This is a genomic window from Veillonella sp. 3310, from assembly GCF_003999875.1.
GTDB lineage: Bacteria > Bacillota > Negativicutes > Veillonellales > Veillonellaceae > F0422.
In genome coordinates this window covers 117,541-134,902 of record NZ_RQVJ01000001.1, presented here as the reverse complement: position 1 = coordinate 134,902, position 17,362 = coordinate 117,541, and the positions used below count along the sequence as shown (strand labels likewise).

The following is a 17,362-nucleotide window of genomic DNA, read 5'->3' as shown; positions in this document are numbered from 1 at the left end:
CATATTATTCTATATTCTGAATTTGCTCTCTTACTTTTTCTAACTCTACTTTCAATTGTACAACTGTATCTACAATTGTAATTTCATTCCCCTTAGATCCCATCGTATTGACCTCACGATTCATTTCTTGTAACAAGAAATCTAATTTGCGTCCAATAGGTCCTTCTTCCTCAAGGATTTCTTTTAATTGTACCACATGTGAGGCAAATCGAGCAATCTCTTCTGATATATCTACTTTATCTGAAAGTATCGCCACTTCTTGCATAAATCGTTCTTCTTGAAAGTCTACGCCCACTTTATCTAGCATCGTTTGAATTCGTTGCAATAATCGTTCTTCATGATGCGCTAGGGCCACATCTCTTCTACTTTCCATATAAGCGAACAATGTTTCAATACCTTGCAATCGTAAAGAAATATCTTCTTTCATGGCAATGCCTTCTTTAGCACGCATAGCAAGAACACCGTCTATAGCTAACTTTGTAGCCTCTTCTAAGGCACGACCTATTGCCTCTTCGTCAGTAGGTGGTTCTTCTACAGTGATCCAGTCCGAGGAAATGGACATAATCGCCGATAAAGGGACCTCTTTCACATCCGTATAGAATCCTTCATCCACTAAAAATTGTTTAATCTGTCCACATAAAGCACGATTCATACTCAAGTCTTTTTCTTGCTCACCAGATTCTTTATAGAGAATAGCAACTTCTACCTTACCTCGTTGGAAAGCATTTTGGATCAATCGTCTCACTTTATCTTCGAATACATTAAATTGTTTAGGGCTTTTAATAGTAATGTCACAATATCGTGTATTTACTGTTTTAATTTCTACTTGGAAACTTCCTGTTTCTGTAGTCACTATGCCGCGACCAAAGCCTGTCATACTGTTCATGGATTTACCTCGCGCTTCCGTTCTATTTCTTATCTTTCAGTATAGCACGGTAGGCGCAAAAATAATACTATCATTTATAGAACTTAGTGATATATGTTATAAAATATAATTCCTTAAATGTGAACTAATACTTCCTATATCTCCTATTAGTAGATTAGTGTATACTATTAGAGTAATAGCATTTAAAAATACGATATACCTATAACGAAAGGATTTTCATGAATTTAGATGGTTTAACATTATCTGTATTAATACGTGAACTGAACGACCAAGTCGGTAATGGTCAGATTCAACGCATTCAGCAGATAGATAAAACAAGTATACTCTTAAAAATTAATACGCCTACCACAAGTCCCTACTTAGTAATTACTGTAGGTAGCGCTCCGTCTATCTATGTCACGGACAAAATTGTGGATGCTCCCAAGGAGCCTACATCTCTCATTATGTATTTACGTAAACATATTGAAGGAGCTCGCATCACAAATATCGAGCAATTACATGGGGACCGTATTATCCGGATTACAGCCGACAAATTAGGCTTAGATGGTTCCATCGTTGTGAATGAAATTTATGTAGAACTAATGGGCAAATATTCGAACTGTATCTTCGTGCAAGATGGGATGATTTTAGAATCTCTTGTTCATGTTACACCACTGATGAACCGTGTTCGTTCTGTAGCACCTAAATTACCTTATGAATTGCCACCCAATACATCTCGTGTAGACCTCATGCAATTCTCTGGTCCAGAGATTACGCAATTACTACAATCCTTCTCCCAAGATACAGTGGGCAATACGATTCGTCACATCTTCAACGGCTTCGGTCCCGTTCTATTAGATGACCTATGTTGTCGCATGGATTTAACACCAACTACACCGATGACAGAGGACCTCATTAGCAGTATCACCGATGGACTTACTAATTTGCAGACTCAACTACTCAGCGCACAAGGATTATTACAATATACCACGGCTACTGGCAAACGTTTATTAACGCCCATACCTATCTCTGAAAGTTTCCCTCACACCATTGTTGATACCATACAATACGCTACGATTTCCGAGGCTCTTTCACAAGATGTGGCAAAACTAGGCGCTATCCACACAGCAGGAAAAGAGCTAGAAAAAATTATCTCTGCAGCCATCAAAAAAGAAGAAGGCCGTCACGAAAAGATTAAGGCTGAACTCGATGATACATCAAAAGCAGATACCTACAAAGCATATGGAGATCTACTCATGATTTATAGCTACTTGCCTCATCACTATGAATCGGAAGTAACAGTACAAAACGTCTTATCTGATAATACTGAAAATATCACGATTCCTTTAGATCCTCCATTGTCAATCACAGAAAATGCGCAAGCCTATTATAAGCTATATCGCAAGATGAAAAATCGTACGAAGAATGGTCAATACCAACTAGAACAAAGTTCTATGCGCCTTTCCTATTTGGAATCCATTCAATACAGTTTATCCTTAGCTACGACAAAACAATCTGTTCAAGAAATTCGTAGCGAATGTGAAAGTGCAGGCATCTTACGACAATCCAAAAAGCCGATTCCTTTCAAGATTAAAAAAGATAATTTCTTGCACTTTACCATTCCTAATGGGGATGTATATGTGGGGCAAAATAACCAGCAAAACGAATACCTGACCAATCGTTGGGCTAAACCAAATGACCTATGGTTGCATACACAACATATACAAGGATCCCACGTTATCTTGCGGTCTGACGTTGAGCCTGATATTAAAATGATTGAGGCTGCTGCGCAAATTGCTGCATACTTTAGCAAAGGAAAAGATACTTCTAAAGTAACCGTAGACTACACCCTAGTGAAACACATTAAAAAGCCACCTGGATCACCGTTGGGCTATGTCATCTTTACCACCCATAACGACATTGTAGTAGAACCTAAAGCACCTGAGGGGTATATGGAAAATACTCAAAACAATTGATTATTTGTATATGATCTCAACATGTTATATTTTGATTCATTCAGATATACAATATATTTAACGATTACATAAAAGTTTATACACATTACAGAAAAAGGCTGTAAGCATTCGTATTGTTTGCTTACAGCCTTTTTATTATTCTAATTCATTATGCATAGCATTATTATAACAATGCATTCATTTTGCCAATTTCAGTAATTTGCCATACTTGTAATATGATATTTTGATAACCACAAATTACCCCAACACATCTGCCATGGCTTGTACTGTTCGTTCAATGGCAATATCGATGGTCTCTTTATCAATTGTTAATGGTGGGTTAAAGTAAATGACATTCCCTAATGGTCTAAGTAGTAATCCTCTATCCAACGCTTTTTTATAGATTTGATAGCCCATGCGCAAGGAGCCATCAAAGCCTTCTTTTGTTTCTTTGTTGGTAACAAGCTCGATGGCATTAATTAATCCCATGCGACGAATTTCACCTACATTCGGATGATCCCCCAAGGCTTTCACTAATGCATCATGTAAATAGTTACCCATTTCTTCAGCTTGTTCTAAAATATGCTCATCTCGCAAGGTATCTAACACCGCTAATGCTGCGGCACATCCCAATGGGTTACCACTATAGGTATGGCTATGCATGAACGCTTTCATTGTATGGTAATCATCGTAGAAAGCTTGGTAAATTTTTTCAGCTACTACGGTGATAGACATCGGCATATATCCACCAGTCAACGCTTTAGAAACAGTCATAATATCTGGAGATACTCCTGCATGGTCAAAGGCAAATAATTTACCCGTACGACCAAAGCCTGTAGCAATTTCATCAGCGATTAGTAATACTCCGTAACGATCGCAAAGTTCACGTAATTTACGTAAATACTCTGGAGGATACATTTTCATCCCTGCACAACCTTGAATCAAAGGCTCCACAATAACCGCTGCCAAAGTGGAACCATGTTCAGCAAAATCTTTTTCCATGTGCTCAAAACATTCACAGGAGCAGGTTTCTCGAGTCTTACCATAATTACAACGGTAACAGTCTGGTCCTTGTGTGTGGATTGTTTGATCCATCAACATTGGTTTGTAAATTTCGGCAAATAGATCCATACTACCTACAGATAAAGCACCAATAGTTTCACCATGGTAACTTTCACTGAGACATAAGAATTTTTGACGTTCTGGATGACCTGTTTGGTAATGATATTGGAACGCCATTTTCAAGGCACATTCAACTGCACCAGACCCATTATCACTGAAATGAAAGCGAGTTAAACCTTCTGGCATCACTTCTTTCAATCGTTCCGCCAAAGTGATGGCAGGTCGATGGCTAAAGTTCGCAAAAATAACATGTTCCAATGTATCTAATTGGTGTTTAATCGACTCGTTTACCTTTGGATGACAATGACCCAGTAAATTACACCACCAAGAACTGATGATGTCTATGTATTCTTTTCCCTCTACATCATATAAATAACAACCTTTTGCATGGTCGATCACAATCGGTGGTAATGTTTCATAATCTTTCATTTGAGAACATGGATGCCAAATTAATTCTAAATCCTTTTTTGCCCAATCTTTCATGTGTATACCTATACCTCTCGTACATTTATAATATAATTTTTAATCGATGTTTCAGATATGTATATCTCATATATAGCACTATCAGTAGTTGTATTAACTATACATTTCAATAATATATCTTCTATATGTATCTATATGTATCTATATGTATCTATCCGTAATTATGTAAACTTCTATAATAAAGTTTCACACTAACATTACATTACTTTAAAAAATATATCTCCTACATAACTACTTACGCATGTGGATTCGCAATATCTTCGTAGCAAGCTAACATCTTGTCCACATCCATATGTAATGATGTTTCACCCGGTCCTACTCGATCTAACACAGGAACTCCTGTCAATCGTTCCATCATCACACAATTGTCAAATTCCATAGGGTTTCCTATATATTGGTTTACAATAATCCCTTTCACAGAGATACCTTTAGATTGTAAATAATGAATTGTCAACACCGTGCTATTGATCGTGCCAAGTGCTGCTATGGCTACCACTATGGTTGGCAGCTGTAAATCCTTTACCACATCTTCTAGCATGTACAATTCTGTATCTGTCACATGCAATGGGCAAATAATTCCACCGCTACCTTCAACAGTTGTGTATGCATGTGTGTTAGCGACGTGACAGAAATTTCGATTCACTACAGTCCTATCGATAAATTTTCCTTCATGACGAGCCGCCAAATGGGGAGATACGGCCTCATCAAATACATAGGATAATAAAGTCTCATCTGCTTGTGAAAGTCCTGCCACTTGTTTCACATACCCTGCATCACTTTCAGAAATGCTAGGAGCACCACTAACAGCTGCTTTATAATACGCCACATCATGTCCTGATTCACGAAGTTTTTTGAGCCATAAGGCAGTGATATATGTTTTGCCTACATCTGTTCCTGTGCCTAATATATATAAGCCTTTTGGGCTTTGAGTTGTTGTCATGATTTTGTCCTTTCCTACGTTCTTCATCACCTGCGGTGAATTTCACAAATATCAACATAAGGTGCATACCAACGTGTATATGCACCTTATATCAAATCTGTTATGTTCACTATCGTTTTAAAATCGGAAGTAATCGTTTTGCAATGAAAGCTGCCAAGATGCAAAGAAAAATATCTGGAATCACTGGCAATGCAAAGCAATAGATAAATAATGTTTCTAGACCAATTGGTTTTGCTAGATATAAATCCATGATTTCATACAAGTAAACCATACCTAGAGCATACACGATAAGTAAGTTCACAAAAGATGCGGTTAACAATTTTTTGAAAGTAACCACCCCTGCATTTTCTATCATGCGACCTGCCACAAAGGCACCAATAGCAAAGCCTACAAGATAGCCAAATGTAGGTTTGAAGATGTACATGAACCCGCCACCTTCTGTAAATACCGGCACCCCTACAAGGCCAAGAATAATGTACATCGCTACGCTCATGCCACCTAAACGACTTCCTAAGATGAGACCAGCTAATGTAGTAAAGAGCAATTGCAAGGTAAATGGCAAATTCGGGATGGGAATCTTAATAAACGCCCCTACTGCTACCAATGCCACAAATAATGCAGTCATCGTAATCTGTCTTGCACTCATCGTACCTATTACATTTGTTTCTTCTTTCATGATAGGACCCTCCCTTGAGCCACAACATAAGATGATAAAAAATGTCTTTCAAGTAGTATTAAAACACTATTACTTTTTATTGTCAACTCCAATATAATTACTAGGAGTTGACAATAAAAAGAAACGACCTATCCTATCATATATCATGATAGATAGATCGTTTGTATATTATTAGATACATCAAAGATTTATAATTATACTATAGTCAATATATCCAAAAGTTAATACTCCCTCCACGGAGTTGTAAAACTTTAATGACTGCACGCTATTTATTTGCAATTAACTGTTCTACCACAGAAATTTGCTCCGTATCTTCTTGTTTCCACGTCAAAGGCACCACAGAGATATATCCTTCTTTGATATGTCCCACATCGGTAGGTTTATCTTCCTTCTGAAACCCTTGGTCTCCTACAATCCAATAGTACTCTCTGCCCTTGGCATCTTTCCGTACATCGATGACGTTAGTATACTCTTGAAAGCCTTGATGGAATACTTTTACTTGTTCCCAGCCAATAGGACCTTCTTTTAGGAAGTTAACATTCAATAACCCTTGATATTGCCCTTCTTCATACATGACTTTGATAAAATCAGTAATGAAAGGCAGTATTTCCTCCATCCGTTTAACGCTATATTTTTCTAAAGATAGCGCCAAAGATGGAATGCCGTACATCAATCCTTCCAATGCGGCACCCACAGTACCTGAATACACTGCATCAGATCCCAAATTAAATCCATGGTTGATACCAGATACAACTAGATCAGGACGATCATTTTTTAATAAATAAGATATAGAAAACTTCACGCAGTCCACTGGTGTCCCTTCTACAAAGATCATTCTTGGGTTTTCACCGTCTTCGCTCATCTCTTTTGCTCTGATTGGTACCTGCACTGTTAACGAGCTGGATTTAGCACTTTGCTCCACCTTAGGTGCTACCATCGTAACTCGATGGTGCTTCGCTAATTCCTGTGCTAATCCTTGTATCCCTGGGGCCCATAAGCCGTCGTCATTTGTTAATAAAATATGCATAGTGTCTCCTATCTACATAGTAATAATATATCTACTATTGTATAGGAAAATAAGTAATATTTCTACATTTGTAAGATACCGAATATTATTATTCAAAAAATACATCGAACATAAAAACGGCTACCCCCATTTTAGGACTAGCCGTTACTTTGTTCGATATTATTATTTTATATTATTCTTCAATAGCGGAGATTTTATCCACACGTTTAGCATGACGACCACCTTCAAATTCGGTGTGTAACCAAATGTCGACGATATCTAATGCCAACCCTTGACCAATAACACGTTCACCCATAGTGAGCACATTTGCATTGTTATGCTCACGGCTAGCATGAGCAGAGAATGTATCATGACATAATGCAGCACGAATGCCTTTTACTTTGTTCGCTGCAATTCCGATACCAATACCTGTACCACATGTCAAAATACCACGGTCAAATTCACCAGCTGCTACTGCCTCTGCCAATGGTTTTGCCACATCTGGATAATCCATAGAATCTGTAGAGTATGTACCAAAATCTTTGTACTCAATACCTTGTTTTTCTAGTAAGCCTTTAATAGCCTCTTTCAAATGAAATCCACCATGATCACAACCAACTGCTACTTTCATTTTGTCCTCCTTTATGTAATACCAAGTTCATAAAACAGTATCTTATCAATATATATCTGTGTACACCTATATTGTGGATACATATCCACATCGTTAATGTATAGATACAAGCAATTATAGTATTCTTTATATGCTATGGTACCCAATCTTTTTGATAAAACAATTGGAACATTCTTATTTATGTAATGCAAGCCCTTGTTGTACATACCGTACAATCTGTTCCGCTGTTTTCGTATATACTTCTTGAGATTGCCCAAATGGGTCATCTACATCGCCTATTTCGCCAGCAAATTCAGCAAGAGTCATAATTTTTTTACTATCGAAAGGAAATTGGCGAAGTAATATTTTTTTATGATCTTCTGTCATAGCCAATACATAATCTGCGGCTTTCACAAAATCTACTTTTAATGGTCGAGAACTGTGTTCGCTAATATCTTCGCCTACTAATTCTCGAACTGCCACCACAGCTTCGTCGCTCACCTTAGCCCCTGGCACGCAAAATAAACCTGTGGATAGGGTTGCCACCTCTATACCAAGGTCACGTCCAACAGCACGGGCAATTCCTTCACCCATGGGACTGCGACAGGTATTCCCTGTACAAACAAATAATAAATTCATTTACTACCTCTATTATGATGATATATAAAGTTCTTATACTCCTTTAAATAGCACTGGATTTTTAATTGAAACGCAACTCAAAACTTATTCAGTGATATATACTTGACCGCCACTAGCTTTTTCCAAGCGATTCATAACAGCCACTCCTAGACCTTCTTTTTTACAACCTTCTACAATGAGTAGATCCACATCTTTTTCGTTGAAATCTAGCAACCCCTCATACAATTGATTTGCCAAAGATACAGGCTCCGCTATTTCACCATAAATAATCGCAACAATATCTTGAGTGTCAGCACCTACCCCGAATGAAGCTAGGTACCTCGCATGTGTATCTTCAGATATAGTGGTTAATTTTGCACCTAATGTCTCTACTAGCAAATCCCAAGTTTGTTGAGATAGGAATAGTCCAATACGTTTACATACATTCGAATTAGTACTAAATTCTATGGATTTCACCACAGCCTCTAAGGAACCTACCACAACTTGTACAGGCATGTCCGGTGCATAATGGCGATATTTCATCCCTGGTGCTTTCGGTGCTTCTGTAGGGTCATGCAAGGCTGTATCATACACCACATGGTCCGCCACCATTTCTAACATCTCTTTTGTCACACCGCCGGGGCGTAGGATAATTACCGTATCATCTTCTACTTGTACTACTGTAGATTCTACACCAATTTCACAGGGGCCTGCATCTAGTACAGCATGAATGCGTCCTTTCATATCGTGTAGGACAGCTTCTGCCGTAGTCGGACTTGGTCGTCCTGAGCGATTGGCACTTGGTGCTGCAATAGGTACACCAGCAATGCGTATCATCTCACGACATACTTCGTGGGCTGGACATCGTAGTGCCACCCGTGAAAGTCCACCAGTCGCTCGTTCTGGCACTAGCGCAGACTTTTCAAAGGTGATCGTCAATGGCCCTGGCCAAAAGGTATCCATTAAGGTTTGCTCTAAAGGAGTGATATGTCGTACTAAACGATGTACCATAGACTGGTCGCATACATGTAAGATTAATGGATTGTCAGAAGGCCTTCCCTTGGCTGCATAAATTCGATCCATCGCATCCGCTGCCAGCCCATTAGCTCCTAAGCCATACACCGTCTCCGTAGGTATGGCCACCAAATCTCCTACTCGGAGCAAAGTACCCGCTAGTTCCACATCATCAGGAGTCAATACCTGTGTCTCAATAGAGTCTAATGCTTCCATATCGTGCCTCCTTTCTTAAATAATATTATATCACTAAATACCGAATTTATTTTTAAAATATATGAGCTACTACTTTTGAATCTTTGCCTTTCTCACCAAAGCAAGCACTATATAAACTTGTATTTATACATACTGCTGTTGATTGCCTAAGATAGAGCGTCATATACTTCGGAGCAAATCTTAGTGGAACGTAAATTTGTGGAGAAGTATATGGCATTCTATCTCCATTAGCAGATTCAATACATAAATGTTTATATAGAAGAGCGTCGTACTTCCCAACGTACTTCACGAATGATACCAGCGATATCTCGTTGGTATACAGGTTCTCCATATTGTCCTGTTTCTCTAGCTAGTTTAGATACTGACTCTTCTTGACCCTGTCCAATTTCGATAGCAAGGTAACCACCATCTTTTACAAAACGCCAACCTTCACGAATAATAGGAACATAAAACTCTAATCCCGTATCTCCTCCATGAAGTGCAATGTGAGGTTCGTGTAATACCTCTTGAGATAATGCTTTCATCTCTGCTGTTGTGATATACGGTGGATTCGACACAAGTACATCAAACAGACCATCTAAGGATGTGATTTGTTCTCCAACTAGAGATGTACAAGCCTCCATTAGCACATTATATTCAGTACCTTTTCCCATTGCCACCTGTTCTAACAATTGTTTTACATCACTTTCACAGAACCTTGAAACATCGGCTAATTCCAAAGATCTGCAATTCTCCTCAGCCACTGCTAATGCTTTATCGGAAATATCTAGGCCTACACCAGTGGCATTCGGCAAATAATGTAATAGACTTAACAAAATAGTGCCGGGACCTGTGCATAAGTCTAAGATGCGTGGAGATGCATCCACATCATAGAGTTCTAAGATATCTTCAATCAATGTTTCTGTATCGGGACGGGGAATCAACACGTGCTCGTTCACATGAAAATCTAACCCCATAAATTCTTTATGACCTGTAATAGCTGCTACACTATAACCTTTGGCACGTTGTACCACTAGAGGTCGATAGGCATCTAATTCAGCCTTGTCCAACGGACGGTCAAAATTGACATATAAGTACATACGGTCACAGCCCAAACTATGAGAAAGCAGTACTTCCCCATCCAAGCGGCTTGATTCTATGCCTTTGGAGCGAAAATACTGCTCTGTCCATTGGAGCATGCGACTAATAGTCCATAACTCATTATCCATGTTGATTTGCCTCTTGCATTTTAGCGGCTTGTTCTGCTGTGATCAAGGCTTGGATTAATTCATCCATATCCCCATTTAATACAGCATTTAATTTGTATAAAGTTAAATTAATACGATGGTCCGTCACACGACCTTGTGGATAGTTGTACGTACGGATTCGCTCGGAGCGATCCCCTGTACCCACTTGGCTTTTACGGTCTGCTGCCATAGCGGATGTAGCTTCTTGCTCTGCTTTATCTTGTAATTTAGCACGCAATACGCGCATGGCTTTTTCACGGTTTTTAAGCTGGGAACGCTCATCCTGACACGCTACTACAATGCCAGATGGTTTGTGAGTAATACGAACGGCAGACTCTGTTTTATTGATGTGCTGTCCGCCCGCACCAGAGGCACGGTACGTATCGATTTCTAAATCTTTTTCATTGATTTCGATGTCGATATCTTCTGCTTCAGGCAATACCGCAACAGTTACCGTAGACGTATGAATACGTCCAGAAGATTCTGTATCTGGCACACGTTGTACACGGTGTACACCACTTTCAAATTTTAACTTAGAATATACACTGTCACCTTCGATAGAGAATACTACCTCTTTAAAGCCTCCCAATTCAGGCTCATTGGCATCGATGATAGTACATCTCCAGCCTTGTGTTTCTGCATATTTTGTAAACATACGGAATAAATCGCCTGCAAACAAAGCTGCTTCATCACCACCGGCACCGCCACGAATTTCGACGATAATATTTTTATCATCATTCGGATCTTTTGGTAATAGCAAAATATGCAATTCTGCTTCTAATTCATCACGGCGAACTTTTAATTCATTCAATTCTTCTTGTGCCATGGCACGGAAGTCCTCATCTAGGCTTTTATCGCCCAATACTTCCAATGCTTCTTCGATACCGGCTAAGACTTGTTTATATTGGCGGAATGTGTTCACTGTATCCGTTAATGACGCATGTTGACGAGTCAATTTACGCCATTCTTCTTGACGAGCAATCACGTCTGGGTCAGAAATGCGCTGTTCCAAGTCTAAAAATTTATCTTCAATCACTTGCAGTTTATCTACTAACACGGTGACTCCTTTCTATTCTTCTTCGTAAGCATCTTCTTCACTAGGTCGCACCGATGTTAAGGCACGAATGGCCACTTCAATTTGATCGTCATCTGGCTCACGTGTTGTCATGTATTGTAACACAAGACCTGGGGCGATCATGGCTTTCACTAGTGGGTTTTGGGAGCGTCCAGCAAAACGGATAAGCTCATAAGAAATGCCCGCTACTACAGGCATAAGGGCTAATCTAGAAACGATACGTTCCACTAAATTTGGCCATCCTAGAAAAGCGAATACAAATATACTCACAACCATCACAAATAACAAAAAGTTTGTCCCGCACCGAGCATGTAATCTCGAATGGTTTCGCACTTCTTCTACCGTTAATGGTCTATCATTTTCATAAGTGTGAATGGTTTTATGCTCCGCCCCATGATACTGAAAGACACGCTTAATATCTGGGGTTAATCCGATAGCAAAAATATATAGTAAAAAAAGAACTAATCGAATGGTTCCTTCATATAGATTCAATATCATATGATCTGAGCCAGCACCAGGCATAAATTTTGCTAGCCACGTTGGCAAGGCAATAAATAATGCTGCTGCAATGAGCACAGATACAGCCATAGTGATGGCGATTTCCTTATTTGTGACCTCTTCCTCTTCTTCTCCAGAGGCTTGTGCCGAAAACGATAATGCTTTCATACCAATCACTAAGGATTCAAACAAAGCTACAGTTCCACGTAAGAAAGGCAGTTTTAAAACGGGATATTTGTCTTGGATAGATTTCGTTGGTTCTTCCTTCACCGTTATGGTTCCATCCGGTTTACGACAAGCTGTGGCCATAATTTTAGGACCACGCATCATAACCCCTTCAATCACTGCTTGACCACCGACAAATTTCTTTATTCGTTGTTGAGTCATAGGTTCTCCTGTAAAACAAATATAGGCAGAGCCTTAGCTCTGCCATTTAATTTGTATAGTTTGTGTACGCAATTATTTGCCGTAACGTTTGTTAAATTGTTCGATACGACCGCGAGCTTTAGCCGCACGTTGTTGGCCTGTGAAGAATGGATGGCAGTTGGAGCAAACGTCCACGCGAAGATCACCTTTAACAGAGCCAGTTTTGAATGTGTTACCACAACCGCAAGTTACAGTTGCTTCCACATAATTTGGATGAATTCCTTCTTTCATGTATATACACCTCTTTTCAACGTCTAAACTATTCCTAAAGATTATAACACGAATCCCATTATCTATGCAATACTAGGGACTATGACTTATTCAGATTTTTCTGCTTCTAATTTTTTAGCCTCAGCCCGTTCTTGTTTTGCTTCTTCTAAGGCTTCTTCTAAATCTACAGAGTTTAAGATTTCTTTTAATTCTAAAATTTCTTCTAATGTTAAGGTTACACCTTTCGTCATTTGCGAGTAATCTTCATCCCATGCACGGATATCGAATTTAGGATTGTAACGTCCCCAGCTTGTGCATGTTAATTGTTTTTTCATACCATCTTTATTTTCTGAAAGCGTGCCTAATACTTTATAAATTGAATAATTCACAACAGCCATGATTAGTCCTCCCCTACTTCTGTATTTGTTTCTGTTGGTACTGGTACAATCTCAGTAGCTAATGTAGCTAATGCATTGGCCCAGTTTGTTTCAGCTTGCGTTTTTTCTGTTTCATATTGTTGTAATGAATTGGTAAAGCTTGTAGTAAATGTAGCTAGCGCCTCTTCTTTCACTACTTGACGACGACAACTACCCATTAATTGCAATAAGGCTGGTGTAGTAGTTACCATGGATGCTAATGTACGTACTACTTGTTTTCCTTCTTCACTGTTGAAATAGGTATACCACAAGAATGGTGCACTTGGATGATTAAAATACCAATGATATGCTACTGTATCATCTTGTAAAATTGATTGTTCCATTACTTCTTGTACAGTTGCATCTTCTGGAGAAGCACCTAATGGAATACCCTGTTTGTGTTCCAATGTAACCGATACATCGATACCTTTCATAGACACTTGTAAATAGTATCCTTCCAAGGCTTCAAACATGCGTTGCATATAGGTTGGAATCCGATAATCGCCATGCATGTATCCATCCTCACCCATAGTTGGATGCTTCGGATTCATACTTACTTGCACTCCATATAATGAAAGTCCATAATGAGCTAAGCTAAATGTTTCCATAGAGGCTAATACTTCATGCGGTAGTGGAATAAAGTTTGTTTGTTTGTATCCATCTTCAACAATTTCACAAATAGAAAGATCTACTTTTTTCACAGGACCTACTCCATAACGGAATTCATACGTTTGCAATGGAGCCCATTCTCGAACTACTTCTAAATGATTTTGAAGAATCATGAACTGCAAGGCTACTCGATTCATATTCAATTGGTCTTGTACAGCAGACACTGGAATGAAGTAACGTACCGTACCTCTTTCGCTCACATTATTCACACGAGCTGCCATTTGTTCCATCGTAGTGACCGGTGCTGTAAACATACCAGATGTAGCCGCTACAATATGATCAAAAATGACATCTTCTGGCCATTCATTAATGACTGGTGCTAGCGGATATAAACTACGGAAGAGGTTATAGCAACTTTCAGAGGCTGTATAGAAGAGCAAACGATCGGTTGGAAGGGTTTGCATAATCTCTTCTGCAATAGCTGCATATTCCTCGAAATAGGCAAAGAGGATAATCCCTTCTGTATTCTTATGAAAGTCAATCACTTCTTGCATCGGTACAGACCACTGACGACCTGCTGACACACCTTCATAATATCCTGTGGCACTGATGAAATCCATTAACTCAACACTAAAGGAAATTCCATAAATTTCCTTGAATCCTGCTTCATCATATGGCAAGGGTCCAAACATATCTACTGTAGATGTTTGCGCAAGCTCAAATAATTCTTTTGGTGTAATGCCCCACTCACGAACTTCACCACTTTGGGTGATGATTTGATCTAACACTCGAAATCTTGCGATTTCTTGTACGATAGCAGGTCCTGTAACACCTACCTTGGTAAAAGCCTCAATGAGACGTCTCATTTGTTCTGTCATACTATACCTTCCCTGCCGATTGGCATACATCATATAAAGGACATTCGTCACATAATGGTTTTCGTGCTTTACAAATTTTTCGACCATGCCAGATCATCCAATGATGTGCGGCACTCCAGTGTTCCATAGGAATTGCTTTTTTCAGTTTCTTTTCTACTTCGTCAGGTGTTTTCCCCTTAGCAATCCCTAACCGATTAGATACGCGGAACACATGAGTATCTACTGCAATAGCTGGCGTATCAAATAAGATGGATACCAATACATTGGCGGTTTTACGACCAACTCCTGGCAGTGTCACCAAGATATCAAAATCTCGCGGCACTTCACTATTGTATTGTTCTACTAAAATCTTGCATGTTTCATGGATATGTTTCGCTTTGGAGCGATATAATCCACAATCTTTAATCAATGCCTCTAATCCTGGAATCCCTAATTCATACATATCTTTGGGATCGCTATATTTTGGAAAGAGTCGTTTGGTTACAATGTTGACCCGTTCATCCGTACACTGTGCAGATAATGCTACCGCTACTAGCAATTCAAAAGGCGTAGTAAACTCTAGTGCCGGTTTTGCATCGTGGTAGACTTCTCCCAATATTCGTATTTGCTCTGCCTTGATGGCTTTTGTGATTCGCATCGGAGCCTTCTCCTCTAAGATGAAAAAACTATATACTTTGTGTTATAATATAAATCTACAATTATGACTATAGGTTAGATACTTTTATCTAACACTAATATATAGTGTATCATACCATAAAGGGTGTGTGCTAACAAATAAGGAGTTTATATATGACAGAACAAGAAAAAAAAGATATGACTATGGAAGAAGCCTTAACTCGCATTAATGCATTGGCTGCGAAAAAAAAATCTGGTCAAGCTCTAACAGAAGAAGAATTAGCAGAAAAAAAAGATCTATATGAAGTCTACTTGGGGTTCATCCGTGCTCAAGTAGTACAACATTTAGAATCTATTGAGTTTGTAGATGCTGAACCTGAAGCAGATACTGTGGAAGTTGATGTAGATTTAAATACGGAATACTTACGGAAGAAGCATTAATATGTCTCAATATACAGAAAAGGATTTGCATATTTTAGAAGAACCCTTTGTGGAAATCAGAAAAAAGGTAAAAATTCTACTTCGTATGGGCTGTTTATTATCTGAAAATGGAGCCAATGCGAACCAAATTGTTCGAGATATGCGTCGCGCAGCCGCATATATGGGAATTCCAGCAGATCATCTTCATATCCATATTGCCTACTCTAATATTTTAATTAATATTCATAGTCCAGAAGATTGCTTTACATCCTTTAGAAATGTCCAATATTTAGGAGCGAATATGGATATTATTTCCTCCATTAGTGTCTTAACTTGGACTGCATTACGTAAAGAGTATACTCTTGATGAATTTTCCCAAAAGCTCGAAGAGATTGCTAAAAAAGATCCTCCCCATTCAGATTCCACATCTGCCATCTTTGCAGGATTTGCCTGTGGTGCTTTTCCTATCTTATTTGGGGGTACTATTATCTCTGCATGGATTACAACATTCTGCGCCCTCCTTGGATTTATTATACAATTGATATTAAAACGTTTTCAAATTAACGGTTATATCAGTATCGCCTGTGCTGCTGCGGTATCTTCTGGATTAGCCTTTTTATCCGGATGTATTTTTGACTCTACCGATGTGATCTATGCTATGATTGCTTGTACATTGTTTATGGTTCCTGGCATTCCTCTCATTAATACCGTCGATGATTTGCTAAACAACTACATTTTGGCAGGAATATCTCGAGCTGTACATACGTTACTCATTGTGGGCAGTATGACTGTAGGGATTAGCATGGCTCAATACTTCAATCATTCTTATGATTTCACCCATTTAAGTATTGTTCCAGACAGCATTTCCATTGTTTTATTAGGTGCTGCCGTTGTGGGTGCTGCGGGCTATGCTGTGATGTTTTATACTCCAAAACGTCTACTTCCACTCATAGGTATTGGTGGCCTCATTGCTATTTTGGTAAAAAATACGCTCATATTATACTTAGGGTTTTCTGTGTTTGGCGCTACTTTTATCGCTGCCGCTATGGTCAGTTTATTTTCTCTGAAAGCAGCTCGTTATTCCCATACATCCTCTAAGGTATTAGCGATTCCATCAGCGATTCCTCTTGTACCTGGCGTATTTATCTATCGATTTTTATACGCCATGTTACACATCAACTCACTGACTTCTACTACACTCGTAGAAGCTATTCAAAGTGGTGTTACGGCAATTCTTATCATTATCTCCATTGGTGTGGGCGTAGCAATACCATCCATTTTGGCAGGCAAAGTATTAGATGCTCGAAAAGAGAAAAAACTAGAAAGTTTATTAGATAAACGATATACATAAAAAAACATGTATCTTTTGACGCACTGTCAATGAGATACATGCTTTTTGCATAACACACACCAAATAGTAGTTTAACTATTCTTTCTAATACATGTTGTTACTTGTTACATACCTATTATGCCGATAGAAATAC

At 38.8% G+C, this 17,362-nt stretch carries 18 protein-coding genes; 3 read left to right on the top strand and 15 right to left on the bottom strand.

The annotated features are described in order from the left end of the window. Positions 1-4: 4 nt before the first annotated feature. Positions 5-886, bottom strand: a complete 882-nt coding sequence (locus tag EO127_RS00705) for a YicC/YloC family endoribonuclease (protein WP_127447595.1) — start codon at positions 884-886, stop codon at positions 5-7. Between the two features lie 218 nt (positions 887-1,104). Between EO127_RS00705 and EO127_RS00700 the strand changes: the two genes are divergently transcribed. Continuing rightward, a complete protein-coding gene (locus tag EO127_RS00700) occupies positions 1,105-2,841 on the top strand; it encodes an NFACT family protein (RefSeq protein WP_127447594.1) in 1,737 nt (578 codons plus the stop codon). A gap of 237 nt (positions 2,842-3,078) precedes the next feature. Here the strand turns inward: EO127_RS00700 and bioA are convergent, their stop codons facing one another. The 14 genes from bioA to nth form a co-directional block, all read right to left on the bottom strand. Beyond that, a complete protein-coding gene (gene bioA, locus EO127_RS00695; protein WP_127447593.1) occupies positions 3,079-4,425 on the bottom strand; it encodes an adenosylmethionine--8-amino-7-oxononanoate transaminase in 1,347 nt (448 codons plus the stop codon). A 235-nt stretch (positions 4,426-4,660) separates the two neighbouring features. Further along, entirely contained in the window at positions 4,661-5,365 is a 705-nt protein-coding gene (gene bioD / locus EO127_RS00690; protein ID WP_127447592.1) for a dethiobiotin synthase, read from the bottom strand. A 109-nt stretch (positions 5,366-5,474) separates the two neighbouring features. Further along, positions 5,475-6,041 carry a biotin transporter BioY gene (locus EO127_RS00685; protein WP_127447591.1) on the bottom strand — a complete coding sequence of 189 codons (567 nt, stop codon included), beginning with the start codon at positions 6,039-6,041 and terminating at the stop codon, positions 5,475-5,477. Positions 6,042-6,306: 265 nt separating this feature from the next. Beyond that, positions 6,307-7,068 (bottom strand): 5'/3'-nucleotidase SurE, encoded by a 762-nt coding sequence (gene surE, locus EO127_RS00680; protein WP_127447590.1) that lies wholly within the window; start codon positions 7,066-7,068, stop codon positions 6,307-6,309. Positions 7,069-7,240: 172 nt separating this feature from the next. Then, positions 7,241-7,678, bottom strand: coding sequence for a ribose 5-phosphate isomerase B (gene rpiB / locus EO127_RS00675; RefSeq protein WP_062402539.1), 438 nt, complete (start codon positions 7,676-7,678; stop codon positions 7,241-7,243). Positions 7,679-7,852: 174 nt separating this feature from the next. Next, the gene (locus EO127_RS00670; RefSeq protein ID WP_127447589.1) at positions 7,853-8,296 is read right to left on the bottom strand and encodes a low molecular weight protein arginine phosphatase; all 444 of its coding nucleotides are present in this window, start codon (positions 8,294-8,296) and stop codon (positions 7,853-7,855) included. A gap of 84 nt (positions 8,297-8,380) precedes the next feature. Further along, on the bottom strand, positions 8,381-9,505 hold the full coding sequence (locus EO127_RS00665; protein WP_127447588.1) for an L-threonylcarbamoyladenylate synthase: 1,125 nt from the start codon (positions 9,503-9,505) through the stop codon (positions 8,381-8,383). A gap of 251 nt (positions 9,506-9,756) precedes the next feature. Beyond that, positions 9,757-10,713: a peptide chain release factor N(5)-glutamine methyltransferase gene (gene prmC, locus EO127_RS00660; protein ID WP_127447587.1), complete on the bottom strand. Its 957-nt coding sequence runs from the start codon at positions 10,711-10,713 to the stop codon at positions 9,757-9,759. Further along, positions 10,706-11,788 carry a peptide chain release factor 1 gene (prfA, locus tag EO127_RS00655; protein WP_062402531.1) on the bottom strand — a complete coding sequence of 361 codons (1,083 nt, stop codon included), beginning with the start codon at positions 11,786-11,788 and terminating at the stop codon, positions 10,706-10,708. Before prfA ends, prmC begins: the two co-directional genes overlap by 8 nt. Positions 11,789-11,800: 12 nt before the next feature. Then, positions 11,801-12,691, bottom strand: a complete 891-nt coding sequence (locus EO127_RS00650) for a DUF1385 domain-containing protein (RefSeq protein ID WP_127447586.1) — start codon at positions 12,689-12,691, stop codon at positions 11,801-11,803. A 72-nt stretch (positions 12,692-12,763) separates the two neighbouring features. Further along, on the bottom strand, positions 12,764-12,961 hold the full coding sequence (rpmE, locus tag EO127_RS00645) for a 50S ribosomal protein L31 (RefSeq protein ID WP_127068487.1): 198 nt from the start codon (positions 12,959-12,961) through the stop codon (positions 12,764-12,766). Between the two features lie 86 nt (positions 12,962-13,047). Beyond that, entirely contained in the window at positions 13,048-13,338 is a 291-nt protein-coding gene (locus tag EO127_RS00640) for a YdbC family protein (protein WP_009354108.1), read from the bottom strand. Between the two features lie 2 nt (positions 13,339-13,340). After that, complete coding sequence (locus tag EO127_RS00635; protein ID WP_127447585.1) at positions 13,341-14,843, bottom strand: hypothetical protein; 1,503 nt, start codon at positions 14,841-14,843, stop codon at positions 13,341-13,343. Position 14,844: 1 nt separating this feature from the next. Next, positions 14,845-15,480, bottom strand: coding sequence for an endonuclease III (gene nth, locus EO127_RS00630; RefSeq protein ID WP_127447584.1), 636 nt, complete (start codon positions 15,478-15,480; stop codon positions 14,845-14,847). 152 nt (positions 15,481-15,632) lie between these two features. Between nth and EO127_RS00625 the strand changes: the two genes are divergently transcribed. Then, a complete protein-coding gene (locus EO127_RS00625) occupies positions 15,633-15,899 on the top strand; it encodes a DUF896 domain-containing protein (RefSeq protein WP_240645953.1) in 267 nt (88 codons plus the stop codon). Position 15,900: 1 nt separating this feature from the next. After that, positions 15,901-17,229 (top strand): threonine/serine exporter ThrE family protein, encoded by a 1,329-nt coding sequence (locus EO127_RS00620; protein ID WP_127447583.1) that lies wholly within the window; start codon positions 15,901-15,903, stop codon positions 17,227-17,229. The last annotated feature ends 133 nt before the right edge of the window (positions 17,230-17,362 follow it).